This window comes from Streptomyces sp. RFCAC02 (assembly GCF_004193175.1).
Lineage (GTDB): Bacteria > Actinomycetota > Actinomycetes > Streptomycetales > Streptomycetaceae > Streptomyces.
On sequence record NZ_SAUH01000001.1, the window covers coordinates 2,720,011 to 2,737,743 of the forward strand.

Consider the following 17,733-nt stretch of genomic DNA (forward strand, 5'->3'; position numbering starts at 1 on the left):
GACCGGCGCGGCCCGCCCGTCCTCCCTACGCCTCCTCGCGCGTGAACCGGGGCTCCGGTCCCTCGGTGTGCGCGGTGAGGGTCACGCCGGTGCGGTCGCAGCGGACGGCGAGTGTCGCGGGCGTCGCGGCCAGCACGGTGAAGCCGGGGGCGGCGGCCCGCGCGGCCGTCGTCGCGGCGTCGGCGCCCGGCAGGACGAGGCAGGCGTACGAGGCCCCGGCCGGCGCCGGTCCGTGGTCGAACCCGGTCCAGAACACCTCGGCCGTACGACGCGTGTCGTCGCCACTGCTGCTGAGATCCCACCACCTGCCGGTCCGCTTGGTCACCCGCGCGGCGGGGGCGTCCGTGCCGGGCACGCCCGCCGGCCGGACGTACCCGATGCGCCCCTGGTGCACCCAGCCGGGGCCGGTGGTCAGGGGGCCGGTCGCCAGCCGCTGGTCCACGGTGGTGACGACCGGGTGCGCGGCGCCCGGGGCGCTGATGGCGGTGCCGAGGGCCACGTAGGCGTCGTCGAAGCAGAACCACGCCTTCCAGCCGTCCGTGAACCCGTCGGTGCCCGCGAGGTGGTGCAGGGCGACGGCGTGACGGCCGTCCGTCCAGGCGCCGACGCGTGCCGAGGCGCCGTGCTGGCCGTTGGGGCGGGGGAAGAGGGCCGCGGGGTCCGGGACCTGCTCGGCCGTGATGCCGGGCAGGCGCGCCCAGTCCCAGACGGGCAGGACGGCGCGGTAGCCGTCCTCGGGGTCGTCGCCGACGCGGACGGCGGCCACGCCGTCGCCGAGGTGGCGGCCGCGCAGGTTCTCGCCGTTCATGCACTCGGTGGGCGCGGTGCGCGTGGACGACATGCGGACCGACAGGGACCAGCCCGCGCCGGCCGGCCGGTGCGCGAGGTAGTCGGAGCGCGGGTAGTGACGGCTGCCCGCCGGGCGGGGCGCGTCCGGGTCGCCGGCCATCGCGGCGTCGAACGCGGCCAGTTCGTCCGCGCGCGGCGCGCCGGCCGCCAGCAGTCGCCGCACGACCGTCCGCAGGGCGTCCGGCACGTGGTGCGCGGCGGCGCGCGCCACCTCGCGGCCCATGGTGGTGAAGTCGAAACCGCCGCCGTGGACCGCCCACCGCTGGCCGTCGAGCACGAAGTCGGTGAACAGGGCCACCTCGGCGGCGCCGAACGCCCAGGGCGTCCCGTGCAGCGCGTGGACCCAGCGCGAGAGGTCGAGCGCGAGGGAGTGGCCGTAGCCGCCGCTGTAGAGCTGGGCGCCGTGCTGGTGGAAGCTCATGTCGGCCTGGATGCCCTCGGCGTCCGTGACGCGCAGGACGCCGGACATGGCGGTGACGGCGGCGGTCACGGCCGCCGGGTCGCCCGCGAGGAGGCCGGCGCGCAGGGCGATGCCCTCGGACCAGACGAGGTTCTGGCCGGTCGGGGGGACGGTCCGCGTGGCGGCGAGTCCGGCGACGAGCCGCGCGTAGCGGTCGGCGCGGGCCGTGGCGGTTCCGTTGGCGGCGGCGCCGGTGCCCGTGTCGGCGCTGGTCAGCAGGAGGATGTCGCCGATGGTCCGGGGGACGCCGATCTCGTTGTACCACCAGTTGTCCGAGTGCGGGGCGACGCGGTCCCAGGCGTCGAGGGCGCGCAGGGCCGTGACCCCCTGGCCGTCGGCCCTGGCCAGATCGAGCGTGCGTTCGAGATGTCGGAACGGCCCCCAGTGGGCCGGGTCCTGATCGTCGTAGTCGATGTCCTGCCAGGTGCCGTCGGGTCCCGGGGCGGTCACCGGCCCGCCCGCGGGCACCTCGCCGTCGTGGTCCAGCAGGTCATGTCGCAGCCGGTGGATGACCGTAGCCATTTCGCGCATGGTCGTAACTTTCCACCGCCCGGGGCGCTGAGGCGATGGTGATGTGCGCCACGGTCGGGAGGCGTACGGGGCGACGCCGCGGTCAGTGGGCCTCGATGGGCAGTTCCGCGCCGCAGCGGGCGCAGTAGCGGGCGTCCGCCTCGGGGGCGAAGCGGCCGCACTCGGCGCACACGCGGTGGAGGAAGCAGGCCGTCTCGCCGCCCTCCGGCTCGGGCGCCGCCTCGGGGGCGGGCGCGGCGGACCGGATCGCGAGCCCGGGCCGGCGGCGGTGCGCGGTGAGGTACGCGAGCCCGTCGGGTCCTGCCTCCAGGGAACGGCGCGCACCGTGCGGGAGCCAGGCGATGGCGCCGGGCACGAGGTCGGCGGCGCCGCTGTCCGTCAGCAGCCTGCCGCCGCCGGCCAGGACGTGCAGGAGCACGTCGAGGTCCGGCTCGACGTGCGGGGGGATGGTGGTGCCGGCGGCGAGCCGGACGACGTTGGCGTCGAGCTGGCGGTCGGGCGGGGTGAGGCGCCACACGGCGCCGTTGCGGGCCGTCGGGGACGGGGGCGCCGCCCCGTCCGCGAGGACCCGGTCGACCCGGGCGAGGACTTCGGGCTGCGAGGTGTGAGGGGACTGCACGGTCCGCACTCTAACCGCGCCCGCGGCGGACCGTTCCCGGTCCGCCGCGGGCTGCGCCGTGCACGCGTCTCACGCCGCGGTGACGTGCTCGCGCTCCGGCAGGGCGGCGACCCGTGCGGGGCGGCGCAGGGTGACGTACGCGACGGTGATCGCGGCGACCACGAGGCCGGTGGCGATGCCGAACGCGAGGTGGTTGCCGCCGGCCAGCGCGTCGGCCCGGTCGTGTCCCGAGGCGAGCAGTTCGTCCGTCCGCGCGGCGGCGAGCGTGGAGACCACGGCGACGCCGAGGGCGGACCCGACCTGCTGCGCCGTGGCGAAGAGCCCGGAGACGATGCCCGCGTCGTCGGGGCGCGCCCCCGACATGCCGAGCGCTGCCAGGGTGGGCAGCACCAGCCCGAATCCGCCGGCGAGGAGCAGCGACGGCAGGACGTCCCGGACGTAGGAGGCGTCGGCCGGGACGCGGATCAGCAGCCCCACCACGCCGGCCAGAAGCAGCAGCCCGCCGAGGAGGACGGTGCGCTCGCCGAACCGGGCGGTCAGCCGCGCGGACACGCCGAGGGACACCAGGCCGATCATGATGGCGGCGGGCAGCATGGCGATGCCGGTGCCGGTGGCGTCGTAGCCGAGGACGTTCTGGAGGTGGAGGGCGAGGATCACCTGGAAGGCGAACGTGGCCGCGACGGTGAGGAGCTGCACCACGTTGGCCCCGGCCACGGCGCGCGACCGCAGGAGCCGCAGGGGCAGCAGCGGGGTGGCGGCCCTGGACTGCCGGACGAAGAAGGCGACGAGGAGGACGGCGGCGAGCGCGCCCCAGCCGAGGGTCTGGGCGGACGTCCAGCCGCGGTCGTCGGCGCCGACGACCGCGTAGATGCTGAGCATCAGGCCGCCGGTGACGAAGAGGGCGCCGGGGGCGTCGATGCCGGCGGCCATCCCGATGCCCTTGGCGGCGGGCAGCACGGCACGGCCGATCAGGAGGGCCGCGATGCCGATGGGGAGGTTGATCAGGAAGGTCCAGTGCCAGCCGAACGCGTCGGTCAGCAGGCCGCCGGCGACCTGCCCGATGGACGCGCCGGCGGCGCCGGTGAAGCTGTAGACGGCGATGGCGCGCCGCCGTTCCGACTGACCGGGGAACAGGGACACGAGGATGCCGAGGCTCACGGCCGCGGCGAGGGCGCTGCCGACGCCCTGGAGGAACCGGGCCGTGAGCAGGACGGCCGGGGAGCCGGCCAGTCCTGCGAGGCCCGACGCGACCGTGAACAGGGCGATGCCCGCGAGGAAGACGCGGGTGCGGCCGATCAGGTCGCCGAGCCGCCCGGCCAGCAGGAGCAACGCGCCGAACGGGATCAGGTACGCGTTGACCGCCCAGCTCAGGTCGGCCGGCGAGAAGCCGAGGTCGTCGCGGATGGCGGGGAGCGCGACGGTGACGATGCTGCCGTCGAGGACCGTCATCAGCGTCCCGGTGGAGACGACGGCGAGGGCGAGCGCGCGGGCGCGCCGGGACGGGAGGGAGGGGGTTGCGGGAACGGGATCACTGCGCATGACGGTCTCCTCGGGCCGTACGGGGACAACACGAAGGACCGTAGCATATAGTTTTGTTGCAGACGATCTCCTTCCGGAAAGTCTGCTTCCTCAGCGCTCCGTCTGGCGGGCGCGGCGGACCGGCCGGGGGCTCTCGACGGGGGTGGCGAGGTGCCCGGCGGCCAGCGTCCGCAGCGCCCGCAGCAGCGCGTCGCGGTCCGCGTCGGGGAGCGACCCCAGGGCCTCCCGGTGCACCCCGTCCACGATCTCCTGGCTGCGCCGCGCCACCTCGGCACCCTTCTCCGTCACGGCGATGATGCGCGCCCGCCGGTCGGCGCTGGAGGGCCGGCGCTCGGCGAGCCCGGCACGCTCCAGCGCGTCCACGGTGACGACCATCGTCGTCTTGTCGAGGTCGCCGATCTCGGCGAGCTGCGCCTGCGTCCGCTCCTCCTCCAGCGCGTGGACCAGGACGCAGTGCATCCGGGCCGTGAGGCCGATCTCCGCGAGGGCGGCCGCCATGCGCGAGCGCAGCACGTGGCCGGTGTGGTCGAGGTAGTAGGACAGGTCGGGCTCGCCGCGCCCGGGGCTGAGAGCAGTCATACGGCCAGCGTAACGATCCGCACGCGGATTGGTCAGATGCGGATGGTCCGCTACCGGACGAAAGGCCGGCTCACAGCCCGTGGTCGGCGAGGAACTCCCGCACGTGCCCGAGCCACACCGTCCGGTCCGCCTCGCCCAGCACGTGCGCGGCGCCGGGCAGTTCGACGTGGCGCGCGCCGGGGACGGCGGCCGCCAGGGCGCGCTGGGTCGCGGGCAGGACGAGGCGGTCCGCGCCCGCCGTGACGGCGAGGACCGGGACGCTCAGGCCGGGCAGGTCCGCCGTCACGTCCACCCGTGCGACCAGGTCGAAGTGGGCGGCGGTGCCGGGTGGGAGGCCGGCCTGCGCGGCGTCGACGGCGGCCTCGATGCCGGCGGCCGGCAGGGCGGCGAGGAGCGGATCGGTGAGGCAGGCGACGGTGGCGAACCGGGCCATGGCGCGCCGCTCCCCGGCCCGGTCGAGCGCCACCATCAGCTCGGACGCGACGCGCAGCACGGGGTCGGCGGTCGCGAAACCGACGGTGAGCACGAGGCCGGTCACCCGGTCGGGGTGGCGGGCGGCGGCCCGTACGGCGACCGCGCTGCCGAGGGACTCGCCGAGCACCGCGAACCGCTCCCGCCCGGCGGCCACCGCCGACGCGACGAGCCGGTCGGCCAGGTCGTCCAGGTCGAGGGGGCCGTCAGCGACCGGCGTGGCCCCGGCGCCCGGGTAGTGCGGGCCGACGATCAGGTGGTCGCGCGCCAGGTCGTCGAGGACGAGACCGAAATTGCCGGCGATGCCGCCGCCGGCGCCGTGCGCGAGGAGCAGCCCGGGGCCGCCGGTGCCGCGGAGCAGGACGTCGAGACCGGACGTGCCGGTGAGGGTGTCGTTCACGCGGTCATGCTGCACTCTGACACCGATGTGAGAGTCAAGCCGTCCCCGCGCCCGGCCGCACCGCCGCCCGTGGCGCGTGGCCGGGGGCGGTGCCGTACCGGCCAACGGCACGACGGGACACGCGCCCGTGACCGCGCGGACAGTGCCGGCCGGCAGCGAGCGGCGACGGCCCGCACGCCGGCGGCTCAGCGGTCGTCGCTCGCCTCGTCGCGCGGGTCCGAGCGGGCGACGCCGGCGAGGACGCGCAGCGACCGTTCCAGCACCTCGGGCGGCGGCGCGGCGAGCGCGACGCGCACGGCCGCCGGCGTACCGGCGTCGCCGACCGCGAAGGCCGCCGCCGGGGTGACGGACACGCCGCGCCGCGCCGCCGCCACGACGAACGTGTCGGCGCGCCAGGCCGGCGGCAGGTCCCACCAGCAGAAGTACGAGCACGGGTCCGTCCGCAGCGCGAAGCCGCCGAGCGCCCCGGCCAGGATCTCCTGGCGGGCGGCGGCGTCCCGCCGCTTCGCCGCGGCGAGATCGCGGGCCGTGCCGTCCGCGACCCACCGCGCCACCGCTTCGAGGACGAACCGCCCGGGCGCCGCGCCCCCCGCCCGCACGGCACGCGCCACGCCGTCCCGCAGCCCCGGCGGCACCACGGCGAAGCCGAGCGGGAGGCCGGGGGCGATCCGCTTCGACAGGCTGTCGATGAGGACGACACGGTCCGGCGCGTACGCGGCCAGCGGCGGCACGTCGTCCCGCAGGAAGGACCAGATGCCGTCCTCGACGGCGGGCAGACCCGTGCGCCGCAGGACGTCCGCCAGCGCGCGGGCACGGGCCTCGGGCATGGTGACGGACAGGGGGTTGTGCAGGACGGGCTGGACGTAGACCGCGTGCAGGGGCGCCGCGCGGTGCGCCTCCTCGACGGCCTCGGGGAGCAGCCCGTCGCCGTCCATGGCGAGCGGGACGAGCCGTACGCCGGCGCGGGCGGCGAGCGCCGCGAGGACGGGGTACGTCAGCCGCTCGGTGCCGAGCCGCCCGCCCGGCGGCACGAGGGCGGCGACGGCGGCGGCGATGGCCTGCCGCCCGTTCCCGGTGAACAGGACGTCGTCGGCGGCGGGCCGCCAGCCGCCGCGCGCCAGGAGGGCGCCGGCCGCGTCGCGCGCGGCGGCCGTGCCGGCGACGCCGGAGGGGGCGAGCGCGGCGGCCAGCACATCGGGGCGCAGCAGCCCGCCGAGCCCGGCGGCGAGGGCGGCGGCCCGGCCGGGCAGGAGGGGATGGTTGAGTTCGAGGTCGACGTGCCCCCGCGCGACCGGCTCCGACAGGGCGGGGACGCCGGGCGCCGCGTCGGCGCCGGCCCGCACGAAGGTGCCGCGCCCCACCTCGCCGACGGTGAGACCGCGGCGCGCCAGCTCGGCGTACACGCGGGCGGCCGTCGAGGGCGCGATGCGGCGCTGCCGGGCGAACGCGCGCTGCGGGGGGAGCCGGTCCCCGGGCCTGAGCCGTCCGGACCTGATGTCGCGCGCGACCGCGTCGGCGACCCGCTGGTAGTCGTTCATCCGGGGCATCCAAACACAGGATTGCACCGAGTGCAATGGCAGATATTGCACCGATCAGTGCGCCGTCATTACTCTCGGCCGCATGATCGAACCGAGCGCCGTCGCCGGCGTCTTCCTGGTCGCCCTCGGCATGGTCCTGACGCCGGGGCCGAACATGCTCTACCTCGTCTCCCGCAGCATCACCCAGGGCCGCCGGGCCGGCGTCGTCTCGCTCGGCGGCGTCGCGGCCGGGTTCCTCGTCTACCTCCTCGCGACGAACCTCGGCCTCTCCGCCGTCCTCACGGCCGTCCCCGAGGTGTACACCGGCATCAAGCTCGCCGGCGCGGCGTACCTGCTGTGGCTCGCCTGGTGCGCCCTGCGGCCCGGCGGCGTCTCCGTCTTCACGCCGCGCGACGACATACCGCACGACCCGCCGCGCCGCCTGTTCGCGATGGGCCTGACGACGGCGCTGCTGAACCCGAAGATCGCCGTGATGTACCTGTCGCTGCTGCCGCAGTTCGTGGACGTCGACGCCGGCCACGTGGCCCTGCAGGGCATGGTCCTCGGCTCGGTCCAGGTGGCCGTCAGCATCGGCGTCAACCTCGTCATCGTCCTCGCGGCCGGCGGCATCGCCGTCTTCCTGGCGCGCCGGCCCACCTGGCTGAAGGCCCAGCGGTGGGTCATGGGAACGGTCCTCGGCGTCCTCGCGATCACGCTGGCCGCCGACACGTCGGCGCCCTCATCCTCCGTCACCACCTGACCGGCGCGAACGCGTCGCGGCGGCCGGCGACCGCCACCCGTCCCGAAGGAGAACGCGCCGCTGTGTCCATCAACCGGTACGGCGTCGAGGCCCACGCCTACTGGCGGCGCTGGCTCCCCGAGCGCTGCGCCGGGCTCTCCGACCCGACCGCCTTCTTCACCAGCCTCGGCGAACTCGTGGAACAGCAGGTCGGCGATCTCTGGAACCTGCTCATCCTCGAGGACGAGGTGCCGGGCGGCGAGACCCACGAACAGCGCGTCGGCCGCCTCGGCCTCCTCAAGGCCGAGGCCGAGCACCACGTCCTCCAGGAACTCGTCCGCCTGCCGCCCGAACCCGAAGCCGCCCCGGCGGACGACGGGGCGGACGGGCCGAGGAGCGGCGTGGAGCACCGGACCCGCGTCCACCGCACCCGGGAGCGGACCGAACGCCTGGCGCACACGGCCGACGACCTGGTGGACGGCGCCGTACGCCTCGACGACCTCAGCGATCCGGAACTGAGCGAACTCATCGCCTGCATGACCCCGTCCTTCCTGCGGCTCTTCGGCACATCCGTCGAGGATCAGCGGGCCAGGGGCCGCCGCATCTGACCACTCCGCGCACGCGGCCCGTGCGGACAGCGCCGGTTCACGCGCGGGCGCGGGCGAACCACACCGCCGCGCCCGCGCACACCACGGCCGCGATCCCGAACGCGCCGACCGGGGCACCGGCGCCGCCGTCCGTACCGGCGACCGTCAGCGGCACGCCCATCAGCGCGACGCCCAGCGTGGCGCCGACCTGCCGGACGGCGTTCACGAGGCCGCCGGCCGCGCCCGCCGAGCCCGCGGGCGCGGCCCCGACCACGGCGGCCACCAGCGCGGGCAGCGCGAACGACACCCCGAGCCCCGTCAGCAGCAGCCCCGCGGCCAGCCACCCGTACGGCGCCCCGGTACCGAGCGCGCCGCCGAGCAGCGCGGTCCCGGCGGCCAGCAGCACGAGCCCGCCCAGCACCGGACCGCGCGGCCCGGACGCGGCCACGATCCGGCCGGTGAGCGGCGGGTTCAGCGCGAACGGCAGCGTCAGCGGCAGCAGCGCGAGGCCGGTCGCCGCCGGCCCGTACGCCCGGTCCTCCAGCAGCAGGGGCAGGACGAACAGGCCGCCGGTCAGCGTGAAGTTCACGGCCGCGCCCGACGCGAGGCCCGCCCGCGCGCCGGCCGCCCCGAGCAGCCCGGGGTCGAGCACCGGCGCGGCGGAGCGCCGTTCGAGCGCCGCGAACACCGCCCCCGCCACCAGCCCGGCCGCCAGCGACGCCGCGGCGTGCGGCCAGTGCTGCCCGCCGGCCGCCACCACGCCGTCCGTCACCAGCGCGAGCGCGGCGCACGCGGCGAGCTGCGCCGGCACGTCGATCCGCCGGTCGCCGCGCGGGCAGCGCGGCAGCCCGCGCCCCAGCGTCAGCGCGAGGACGACCGCGCCGAGCGGCACGTTCACCAGGAACACCGCCCGCCAGCCGAACGCCCCCACCAGCACCCCGCCGACGGGCGGCCCCGCCGCGACGGCCGCGCCGCTGACGGCGGCCCACGTCGCCACCGCCCGCGCGTACGCGGCACGGTCGGGGTACAGCCGGCCGATGAGCGCGAGCGACGACGGCACGCACGCGGCCGCCGCGGCCCCGAGCACCGCGCGCAGCACGGCGAGCGACACCGTGCCGGGCGCGCAGGCGCACAGCAGCGACACCAGGGCGAACGCCGCCACGCCGACCCGGAACACCCGGTCGGCGCCCAGCCGGTCCGCGACCGCGCCGGCGGTCAGCAGCAGGGCGGCGAAGACGACGGTGTAGCCGGTCACCGCCCACTGGAGGCCCGCCATGGACGTGTGCAGCGAGTCGGCGAGGTCCGGCTCGGCGACCGAGAGCACGGTCGTGTCGAGAAGCACCATGAAGTAGCCGAGGGCGATCCCGAACAGGGCCGTCCCCCGGCGCGCGGCGGACCCGGCAGGGGACAGGGCGGTGTGGACATCTGTCATGCCGGGCAGCCTGCGCCGGACGGCCCGCCGCGCTCCACCGGCTGCGCCGTACACTCCGTTCGGCACTGCCGAACGCCCGGCGGCGAGAGGACGGGGGACCCAGTGGAGCTCAGCCACCTGCGGACGTTCCGGGCCGTCGTCCGCCACCGCACCGTCACCCGCGCCGCCGCCGAACTGGACCTGGCGCCCTCCTCCGTCTCCGCGCACATCCGCGCCCTGGAGACGTCCCTCGGTGTCCCGCTGTTCGACCGCACCCCGCAGGGCATGCGCCCCACCCCGGCCGGCGACCGCATGACCGTCTGGGCGCGCCGCCTCCTCGACGACGCCGAACGCGCCGCCGCCGATGTCGCGGGCCACCGCGCCGCCGTACGGCTCGGCGCCCTGGAGACGATCGCCGCGACGTGCGTCCCCGCCGTCCTGGCGCGCCTCGCCGACCGCCGCCCCGGCCTCGCGGTCGAGGTGCGGGCGGCGACCCGCAGGGACGAGCTGCTCGCCGCCGTGGTGGCGGGCGACCTCGCGGCGGCACTGCTCCTCGACACGGGCGACGCGCTCGGCGACCTCGGCTTCGCCGCGCCGGCCGCGCCCCTGGCCCACCTCGACGTCGGCACGGTCCCCCTCGCGCTCGTCGCCGCGCCGGGGCACCCGCTGGCCGCACGGGACACCCTGGCGCCCGCCGACCTCGCGGGCGAACGCCTGCTGGTGAACGCGGCGGCGTGCTCGTTCCGCATGGCCGCCGACCACCTCATCGGCACCCACGCCACCCGGGTGCACGCGGGCGGCGTCCCCGTGATGCGCGCCTGGGCCGGGCAGGGCCTCGGCATCGCCCTGCTGCCCCGTTTCGCGGTGGACGACGCGCTGCGCGCCGGGACCCTCGTACGCCTCCCCCTGCCGGCGCCGGACCTGGCGCTGCGCCTGGTGTGGCACGGCGAGCACGAGTCGGCCCCCGCGACGCGCGACCTGCTCTACGCGGCCGCCGCCGTCGCCGGCGGCTGAGCCGGGCGGCGCCTACCAGGCCCGCGCGGCCTCCCGCAGCCGCTCCCGGACGCGGACCACGCAGGGATTGGCGCCGGCGCCGGGGCGCTCGGCGAGGTGCACCGTGTTGATGGGCGGCTCCGCCGGCTCGTGCAGCACGACGAGCCGGCCCGAGGCCAGCTCGTCCTCGCACAGGTAGCGCGGCACGACGGCACAGCCCGCGCCCGCCGCCACGGCCGACACCACGCCCCGCAGGTCGGGCACGGTCAGCGCGGCCCGCGCCGTGAGCCGCCTGCCGAACACCGTCCGCCAGTACCTGCGGGCGATCGGCAGGTCATCGGCGTACGTGACGAGGGGGACGGCGCGGACGGCGGCGCACACGTCCCCGTCCGCCGGGAGCGCCCACACCGGCGCGGCGACCAGCACGAACTCCTCGTCCGCGAGCGGCACGGAGACCAGGGCGCGGCCACGGACGCGCCGGGTGGAGATCACGAGGTCGTGGCGGCCGGCGCGCAGTTCGTCCAGCAGCGGGTCGGTCAGGCCGGTCGCCACGCGCAGCCGCAGGCCGCCGGCGACCAGGGGGGCGAGCGCGGGCAGCGCGCGGGTGCAGAGCAGCTCGGCGGGTCCCGCGAGGTACACGGGGACCGTACGGTCGTCCGCGCCGGGTCCCGTTCCCTCCAGCGCGACGAGGGCGTCGAGGGGGTCGGCCAGGCGGCCGGCCAGCTCGTGCGCGAACGCCGTCGGCTCGACGCCCCGCGCGGACCTGGTGAACAGCTCGCGTCCGGTGCGCCGCTCCAGCGCCCTGATCTGGGTCGTCACCGTCGGCTGGGAGAGGCCGAGCAGCGGGGCCGCCGCGGTGAGGGAGCCCGCGCGGTAGACGGCCAGGAAGGTGCGGAGCTGGTTGAGGTCGGTGTGCGGCGGGATCCCGGCGCCCCCGGTCGTCGGGTTCGTCACACCGCACAGGATAGGCACGGCCGCACCCGGGCGGTCATGCGAATTCCTATGGAATGGATCGGCCGATGCATTGGTTTCCGGATGAGCCGCGGGTTTACCGTCGGGACCGCTCCACCGGCGGACCCTTCGAGGAGAGAGCAATGGCCAGGATCCTTTTCGTGATGACCGGCGCCGACCACTGGACGCTGACCGACGGCACCCGGCACCCCACGGGTTTCTGGGCGGAGGAGGCCGTCGTGCCGCTGACGGCCCTCCGTGCCGCCGGGCACGCGGTGTCCGTCGCCACCCCCGGCGGCGTCGTGCCCCCCGTGGACCCGGCCAGCCTCGCGCCCGGCGCCGCGGGCGGCCCCGAGGAGGCCGGACGGCTGCGGCACACCGTGGAGACCGCGCCGGAGTTCCGGCGCCCCGTCGCCATCGCGCGGGTCCGCGTCGAGGACTACGACGCGGTGTACGTGCCCGGCGGCCACAGCCCGATGGAGGACCTCGCCGCCGACGCCGACGCGGGCGCGCTGCTGACCCGCGCGCTGGACTCCGGCATGCCCGTCGCCGTCGTCTGCCACGGCCCGGCCGCCCTGCTCGCGGCCGTCAGGGCGGACGGCACGAACGCCTTCGCCGGCCACCGCGTCGCGGCGTTCACCAACGAGGAGGAGCGGCAGGCCGGCAGCGCCGCCAAGGCCCCCTGGCTGCTCCAGGACCGGCTGGCGGAGGCCGGCCTGCGCGTCGAGACGGGCGAGCCCTGGGCGCCGCACGTCGTGACCGACAGGACCGTGCTCACCGGCCAGAACCCGGCGTCCTCCGCGCCGCTCGCCGCCGCGCTGGCCGAGCGGCTCGCCTGACCCCCACCCCCGCACCACCGAGGAGAGATCCCGTGTCCACCAGCCTCTTCACACCCCTGACCCTGCGCGGAGTCACCCTCCCGAACCGGGTGTGGATGGCGCCGATGTGCCAGTACAGCGCGCCCGCCGACGGCCCCGCCACCGGCACCCCCACCGACTGGCACGTCCAGCACTACGGCGCCCGCGCCGTCGGCGGTCCGGGGCTGATCCTGGTGGAGGCCACGGGCGTGTCCCCCGAGGGCCGCATCACGCCGTGGGACCTCGGCATCTGGAACGACGCCCAGGCCGAGGGGCACCGCCGGCTCACGGCCTTCTTCCGCGAGCAGGGCGTCGTCCCCGGCGTCCAGCTCGCGCACGCGGGCCGCAAGGCCAGCACCGACAAGGAGTTCCTCGGCGGGCGGCCGCTTCCGGCCGGCGAGCGCGGCTGGGAGCCCGTCGCGCCGAGCGCCGTGCCGTTCGACGAGGGGAAGCCCGTCCCGCAGGCCCTGACGGAGGACGGCATACGCCGCGTCGTGGACGACTTCGCGCGGGCCGCGCGCCGCGCCGTCGCCGCCGGGTACGAGGTCATCGAGGTCCACGCCGCCCACGGCTACCTGCTGCACGAGTTCCTCTCCCCCGTCTCCAACGACCGCGCGGACGCGTACGGCGGCTCGTTCGGGAACCGTGCCCGTCTCGCCGTCGAGGTCGCCGACGCCGTACGGGCCGCCGTCCCGGAGGACACGCCCGTGTTCTTCCGCGTGTCGGCCACCGACTGGATCGAGCCGGACGGCTGGACGGCGGACGACACCGTGCGCCTCGCCGCCCTCCTCGCGGAGCACGGCGCGGACCTGATCCACGTCTCCACCGGCGGCAACCTGCCGGCGGCCCGCATCCCGTCCGGGCCGGGCTACCAGGTGCCGTTCGCCGAGCGGGTGCGCCGCGAGGCCGGCGTGCCGACCGCCGCCGTCGGCCTGATCACCGACCCGGAGCAGGCGGCGAAGATCCTCGCGAACGGCGAGGCCGACGCCGTGGCGCTGGGCCGCGAGCTGCTGCTCGACCCGTACTGGCCGCGCCGGGCCGCCCGCACGCTCGGCGTGGAGCACCCCCTCCCCCTCCAGTACGAGCGCGCGGAGCGCCGCCGGCGGTCCTGACCCCTGTGCGGCATGGCGCAAGCAGGTTGCTTGCAATAGTTAGCGACCTGGGGCACCCTGGGGAGCATGGCTTCACTCGGAGTGGGGGATCTCGGCGCGTTCCTGCGCGAGCAGCGGCGGCAGGCGAAACTGTCGCTCCGGCAGCTCGCCGAGGCGGCTGGCGTCTCCAACCCGTACCTGAGCCAGATCGAACGCGGGCTGCGCAGGCCCAGCGCGGAGATCCTCCAGCAGATCGCCAAGGGGCTGCGGATCTCCGCGGAGACGCTGTACGTCCAGGCCGGGATCCTCGACGAGCGTGTGCAGGAGCCCGCGGCCGGGCAGCCGCCGACCGGAGTGCGGGAAGCGGTCCTGGCCGATTCCGGTCTCACCGATCAGCAGAAGCAGGCACTGCTCCAGATCTACGAATCGTTCCGCAAGGAGAACCGCTGATGGCCCTCACCGACGACCTCCGCAAGTCCCTGGCCGACGCCACGCCGCTGTACGTGGCCGCCGGCACGGCCGACCTGGCCGCGCAGAAGCTGCGCGAGCTGCCCGCCGCGTTCGAGCGGCTGCGCGCCGAGGCCCCCGAGCGGCTGCCGAAGCTGCGCGAGCAGGCGCAGGCGGTCGCGATGCAGGGCGTCGGCATCGCCCTGGAGTACGCGGTCAAGGCGCGCGAGGCGTACGACGGCCTCGCCGAGCGCGGCCGCACCGTCGTGGAGCGGCGCCGTGCCGACGAGGCCGCTGCCGGGGACGACGTCCGGGTCGAGCGCACCGAGCCCGTCACCGAGCCGGTCACCGAACCCGTGACCGAGCCCGTCACCGAGCCCGCCGCCGAGGCGGCGCCGGACGCCGGGGAGAAGGCGGCGCCCAAGCCCCGGCGCACCGCGGCCCGCAGGACCGCCCCGAAGAAGACGCCGCCGCAGGCGTGACCGCGCCGTCCCCGGGTACCGGCCGGTAGCGCTCACTACGCCGGGCGCCTCCCGGCCGGTAGCGTGGAGGGGACGACGACAGGTCGATCGACATGGTGGTGACGGAATGCTTCTGCCCGACCTCGGCTCCCCGGTGGGCTGGATCTTCGCGGCCCTGCTCCTGATGAGCGTCTACGCGCTGGTGCACGCGCTGTTCCAGCGCGAGGACGCCTTCCGCGCCGCCGACAAGCAGACGAAGCCGTTCTGGCTGCTGATCCTCGGCATCGCGGTCGCGGTGCAGTTCTTCCTGGCCATGCTCGTGCTGATCCTCGCCGCGACGGTCGCGACGATCGTCTACCTGGTCGACGTGCGGCCGGCCGTGCGCTCCGTCACCGGGGGCCGCGGCGGGCGCGGCGGCGGGGGCTGGAGCAGCAGCGACGGCCCGTACGGCCCGTACAACGGCAACCGCTGACCCCACCGCGGGGGGCGCGACGGATGAGAAAAACCCCACGCATCCAGGGTTAGCCGTGGCCGGAATCTGCCCGTAGCATCAGCGGGGACACCCGCTTGATGAACGCCAGAGGAAAAGTAGTGCGCTTTCGCCTGACCCCACGGGAGACGAGCTTCTACGCACTGTTCGCCACGGCGGCCGACAACGTGCTGAGCGGTTCCAAGCTGCTCATGGAGCTCCTGGGCGCCGAGCCCGCTACGCGCGTCGAGATCGCGGACCGCATGCGTGCCGCCGAGCACGCGGGCGACGACGCCACGCACGCGATCTTCCACCAGCTCAACTCCAGCTTCATCACCCCGTTCGACCGCGAGGACATCTACCGCCTGGCCTCGCGCCTCGACGACATCATGGACTTCATGGAGGAGGCCGTCGACCTCGTCGTGCTGTACGAGATCGACGAGCTCCCCAAGGGCGTCGAGCAGCAGATCGAGGTCCTGGGCAGGGCCGCCGAGCTGACCGCCGAGGCCATGCCGAACCTCCGCACCATGGAGCGGCTGAACGAGTACTGGATCGAGGTCAACCGGCTGGAGAACCAGGCCGACCAGATCCACCGCCGCCTTCTCGCCCACCTCTTCAACGGCAATTACGGGCCGATGGAGGTCATGAAGCTCAAGCAGATCGTCGACGTGCTGGAGGAGGCCGCGGACGCGTTCGAGGCCGTCGCCAACACGGTGGAGACGATCGTCGTCAAGGAGTCCTGAGCCGGCCGTGGACACGCTCGCCCTCATCGTGGTGGTCGGCACCGCCCTCTTCTTCACCTACACCAACGGCTTCCACGACTCCGCGAACGCCATCGCGACCTCGATCTCCACCCGCGCCCTGACGCCGCGCGTCGCGCTCGGCATGGCGGCCGTGATGAACCTCGCCGGCGCCTTCCTCGGCAGCGGCGTCGCCAAGACGGTCAGCGAGGGGATCATCGACACCCCGACCGGCGACCGGGGCATGACGATCCTGTTCGCCGCGCTGCTCGGCGCCACCGCGTGGAACCTCATCTCCTGGTACTACGGTCTACCCTCGTCGTCGTCGCACGCCCTGTTCGGCGGCATGATCGGCGCGGCGCTCGCGGGCAGCTCAGCCGTGCACTGGGGCGGCGTGTTCAGCAAGATCGTCATACCGATGTTCGTGTCGCCGGTCATCGGACTGCTGCTCGGCTACCTGGTGATGGTCGGCATCCTGTGGCTCTTCCGCCGCGCCAACCCGCACCGCGCCCAGCGCGGGTTCCGGATGGCGCAGACGGTGTCCGCGGCGGGCATGGCCCTCGGCCACGGCCTGCAGGACGCGCAGAAGGCGATGGGCATCGTCGTGATGGCCCTCGTCATCGCCGACGTGGAGGACGAGAGCGACGCCATCCCCGTCTGGGTGAAGCTGTCGTGCGCCGCGATGCTGTCGCTCGGCACGTACGCGGGCGGCTGGCGCATCATGCGGACGCTGGGCCGCCGCATCATCGAGCTGGACCCGCCGCGCGGTTTCGCCGCCGAGACGACCGCGGCCTCCGTCCTCTACTCGGCCTCCTACGTCTTCAACGCCCCGGTCTCCACGACCCACGTGATCACCTCGGCGATCATGGGCGCGGGCGCCACCCGCCGGATCAGCGCGGTGCGGTGGGGCGTCGCGAAAAGCATCGTGGCGGGCTGGTTCATCACGATGCCGGCGGCCGGCGCCGTGGCGGCGCTGTGCTACTGGGTGGTGCACTTCTTCACCCACTGACCGCGGCCGGCCGGCCGGCGGCGGCCGGGCCGCCGGACGGACGCGCGGGGCCGTGCCCACGGGTCAGGCCGCGTCGTCCGGGGTGGTGTTCTCCGTCGCCGCCGCCAGTGCGGTGAACTCGTCGTCGGTCAGTTCGACGGTGGCTGCCGCCGCGTTCTCCTCCAGGTGGGCCACCGACGACGTGCCGGGGATGGGGAGGACGACCGGGGAGCGCCGCAGCAGCCACGCCAGGGCGAGCTGGGACGGCGCGACGCCGCGGTCGGCGGCGATGCGCGTCAGCGGGCTGTCGCCGGCGGCCAGGGCGCCCGTCGCGAGCGGGAACCACGGGATGAACGCGATGCCGTGTGCCTCGGCGTACTCGAGCACGTCCTCGTCGGACCGGTCGGCGAGGTTGTAGAGGTTCTGGACGGACACGATCGGGGCCGTGCGCCGCGCCTCCTCGAGCTGCGCCACGGTGACCTGGCTCAGGCCGAGGTGGCGGATCTTGCCCTGGTCGCGGAGTTCGGCGAGGGTGCCGACCTGGTCGGCGAGCGGCACCCGCGGGTCGACGCGGTGGAGCTGCAGCAGGTCGATGCGCTCGACGCCGAGGTGGCGGAGGTTCAGCTCGACCTGCTGTCGCAGGTACTCCGGGCGGCCGAGCGGCACCCAGACGTCGGGACCCGGGCGGGTGTGGCCGACCTTCGTGGCGATGACCAGGTCGTCGTCGTAGGGGTGGAGCGCCTCGCGCAGCAGCAGGTCGGCGGTGAAGGGGCCGTACGCGTCGGCCGTGTCGATGAAGGTGATGCCGAGGTCGCGGGTGCGGCGCAGCACGCGCAGGGCCTCGGCCGGGTCGGCCGGGTCGCCCCAGACGCCCGGGCCGGTGAGCTGCATGGTGCCGTAGCCGAGGCGGGTGACCTCCAGGTCGCCCCCGATCCGGAAGGTGCCGGACGCGGCGGCCGTTCGCTCGTTTCGTGCCATGACGTGATCATCCCTCGCTGGACTGGGCGGTTCCCGGTGATCATGCCCGGTGCGGC

The 17,733-nt window shown here is 75.6% G+C and carries 19 protein-coding genes; 10 read left to right on the forward strand and 9 right to left on the reverse strand.

Features of this window, described 5'->3' with window-relative positions; translation table 11 throughout:
- Positions 1-25 precede the first annotated feature (25 nt).
- The 6 genes from EMA09_RS12615 to EMA09_RS12640 all read right to left on the reverse strand — a co-directional run bounded on the left by EMA09_RS12615 (position 26) and on the right by EMA09_RS12640 (position 6,986).
- Positions 26-1,831 carry a polysaccharide lyase family 8 super-sandwich domain-containing protein gene (locus EMA09_RS12615; RefSeq protein WP_206305941.1) on the reverse strand — a complete coding sequence of 602 codons (1,806 nt, stop codon included), beginning with the start codon at positions 1,829-1,831 and terminating at the stop codon, positions 26-28.
- Positions 1,832-1,922: 91 nt separating this feature from the next.
- The gene (locus tag EMA09_RS12620; RefSeq protein WP_129841158.1) at positions 1,923-2,459 is read right to left on the reverse strand and encodes a hypothetical protein; all 537 of its coding nucleotides are present in this window, start codon (positions 2,457-2,459) and stop codon (positions 1,923-1,925) included.
- A gap of 69 nt (positions 2,460-2,528) precedes the next feature.
- Positions 2,529-3,998 (reverse strand): MFS transporter, encoded by a 1,470-nt coding sequence (locus EMA09_RS12625; protein ID WP_129841159.1) that lies wholly within the window; start codon positions 3,996-3,998, stop codon positions 2,529-2,531.
- A 90-nt stretch (positions 3,999-4,088) separates the two neighbouring features.
- Positions 4,089-4,577: a MarR family winged helix-turn-helix transcriptional regulator gene (locus EMA09_RS12630; RefSeq protein ID WP_129841160.1), complete on the reverse strand. Its 489-nt coding sequence runs from the start codon at positions 4,575-4,577 to the stop codon at positions 4,089-4,091.
- Positions 4,578-4,647: 70 nt separating this feature from the next.
- Positions 4,648-5,448, reverse strand: a complete 801-nt coding sequence (locus EMA09_RS12635) for an alpha/beta hydrolase (protein WP_129841161.1) — start codon at positions 5,446-5,448, stop codon at positions 4,648-4,650.
- A gap of 185 nt (positions 5,449-5,633) precedes the next feature.
- Positions 5,634-6,986 carry a PLP-dependent aminotransferase family protein gene (locus EMA09_RS12640; protein WP_129841162.1) on the reverse strand — a complete coding sequence of 451 codons (1,353 nt, stop codon included), beginning with the start codon at positions 6,984-6,986 and terminating at the stop codon, positions 5,634-5,636.
- A gap of 82 nt (positions 6,987-7,068) precedes the next feature.
- Here EMA09_RS12640 and EMA09_RS12645 point away from each other — a divergent pair, with 82 nt between their 5' ends.
- On the forward strand, positions 7,069-7,725 hold the full coding sequence (locus tag EMA09_RS12645) for a LysE family translocator (RefSeq protein ID WP_129841163.1): 657 nt from the start codon (positions 7,069-7,071) through the stop codon (positions 7,723-7,725).
- 62 nt (positions 7,726-7,787) lie between these two features.
- Positions 7,788-8,312 (forward strand): hypothetical protein, encoded by a 525-nt coding sequence (locus tag EMA09_RS12650; protein ID WP_240796366.1) that lies wholly within the window; start codon positions 7,788-7,790, stop codon positions 8,310-8,312.
- A gap of 37 nt (positions 8,313-8,349) precedes the next feature.
- On the opposite strand, the gene EMA09_RS12655 is transcribed toward EMA09_RS12650, so the two are convergent.
- Positions 8,350-9,723 (reverse strand): MFS transporter, encoded by a 1,374-nt coding sequence (locus EMA09_RS12655; protein WP_129841164.1) that lies wholly within the window; start codon positions 9,721-9,723, stop codon positions 8,350-8,352.
- Positions 9,724-9,825: 102 nt separating this feature from the next.
- Between EMA09_RS12655 and EMA09_RS12660 the strand changes: the two genes are divergently transcribed.
- Positions 9,826-10,716, forward strand: a complete 891-nt coding sequence (locus EMA09_RS12660; protein WP_129841165.1) for a LysR family transcriptional regulator — start codon at positions 9,826-9,828, stop codon at positions 10,714-10,716.
- Between the two features lie 12 nt (positions 10,717-10,728).
- On the opposite strand, the gene EMA09_RS12665 is transcribed toward EMA09_RS12660, so the two are convergent.
- Entirely contained in the window at positions 10,729-11,649 is a 921-nt protein-coding gene (locus EMA09_RS12665; RefSeq protein WP_240796367.1) for a LysR family transcriptional regulator, read from the reverse strand.
- A gap of 140 nt (positions 11,650-11,789) precedes the next feature.
- Here EMA09_RS12665 and EMA09_RS12670 point away from each other — a divergent pair, with 140 nt between their 5' ends.
- The 7 genes from EMA09_RS12670 to EMA09_RS12700 all read left to right on the forward strand — a co-directional run bounded on the left by EMA09_RS12670 (position 11,790) and on the right by EMA09_RS12700 (position 16,720).
- Positions 11,790-12,485 carry a type 1 glutamine amidotransferase domain-containing protein gene (locus EMA09_RS12670; protein ID WP_129841166.1) on the forward strand — a complete coding sequence of 232 codons (696 nt, stop codon included), beginning with the start codon at positions 11,790-11,792 and terminating at the stop codon, positions 12,483-12,485.
- 32 nt (positions 12,486-12,517) lie between these two features.
- The gene (locus EMA09_RS12675) at positions 12,518-13,615 is read left to right on the forward strand and encodes an NADH:flavin oxidoreductase/NADH oxidase (RefSeq protein WP_129841167.1); all 1,098 of its coding nucleotides are present in this window, start codon (positions 12,518-12,520) and stop codon (positions 13,613-13,615) included.
- A 66-nt stretch (positions 13,616-13,681) separates the two neighbouring features.
- Positions 13,682-14,044: a helix-turn-helix transcriptional regulator gene (locus tag EMA09_RS12680; protein WP_129841168.1), complete on the forward strand. Its 363-nt coding sequence runs from the start codon at positions 13,682-13,684 to the stop codon at positions 14,042-14,044.
- Positions 14,044-14,523 (forward strand): hypothetical protein, encoded by a 480-nt coding sequence (locus EMA09_RS12685; RefSeq protein ID WP_129841169.1) that lies wholly within the window; start codon positions 14,044-14,046, stop codon positions 14,521-14,523. Before EMA09_RS12680 ends, EMA09_RS12685 begins: the two co-directional genes overlap by 1 nt.
- A gap of 106 nt (positions 14,524-14,629) precedes the next feature.
- Positions 14,630-14,974 carry a DUF2516 family protein gene (locus EMA09_RS12690; protein ID WP_129841170.1) on the forward strand — a complete coding sequence of 115 codons (345 nt, stop codon included), beginning with the start codon at positions 14,630-14,632 and terminating at the stop codon, positions 14,972-14,974.
- 119 nt (positions 14,975-15,093) lie between these two features.
- The gene (locus tag EMA09_RS12695; protein WP_129841171.1) at positions 15,094-15,714 is read left to right on the forward strand and encodes a DUF47 family protein; all 621 of its coding nucleotides are present in this window, start codon (positions 15,094-15,096) and stop codon (positions 15,712-15,714) included.
- A gap of 7 nt (positions 15,715-15,721) precedes the next feature.
- Positions 15,722-16,720, forward strand: a complete 999-nt coding sequence (locus EMA09_RS12700; protein ID WP_129841172.1) for an inorganic phosphate transporter — start codon at positions 15,722-15,724, stop codon at positions 16,718-16,720.
- A 63-nt stretch (positions 16,721-16,783) separates the two neighbouring features.
- On the opposite strand, the gene EMA09_RS12705 is transcribed toward EMA09_RS12700, so the two are convergent.
- Positions 16,784-17,677, reverse strand: coding sequence for an aldo/keto reductase (locus EMA09_RS12705; RefSeq protein WP_129841173.1), 894 nt, complete (start codon positions 17,675-17,677; stop codon positions 16,784-16,786).
- Between the last annotated feature and the right edge of the window lie 56 nt (positions 17,678-17,733).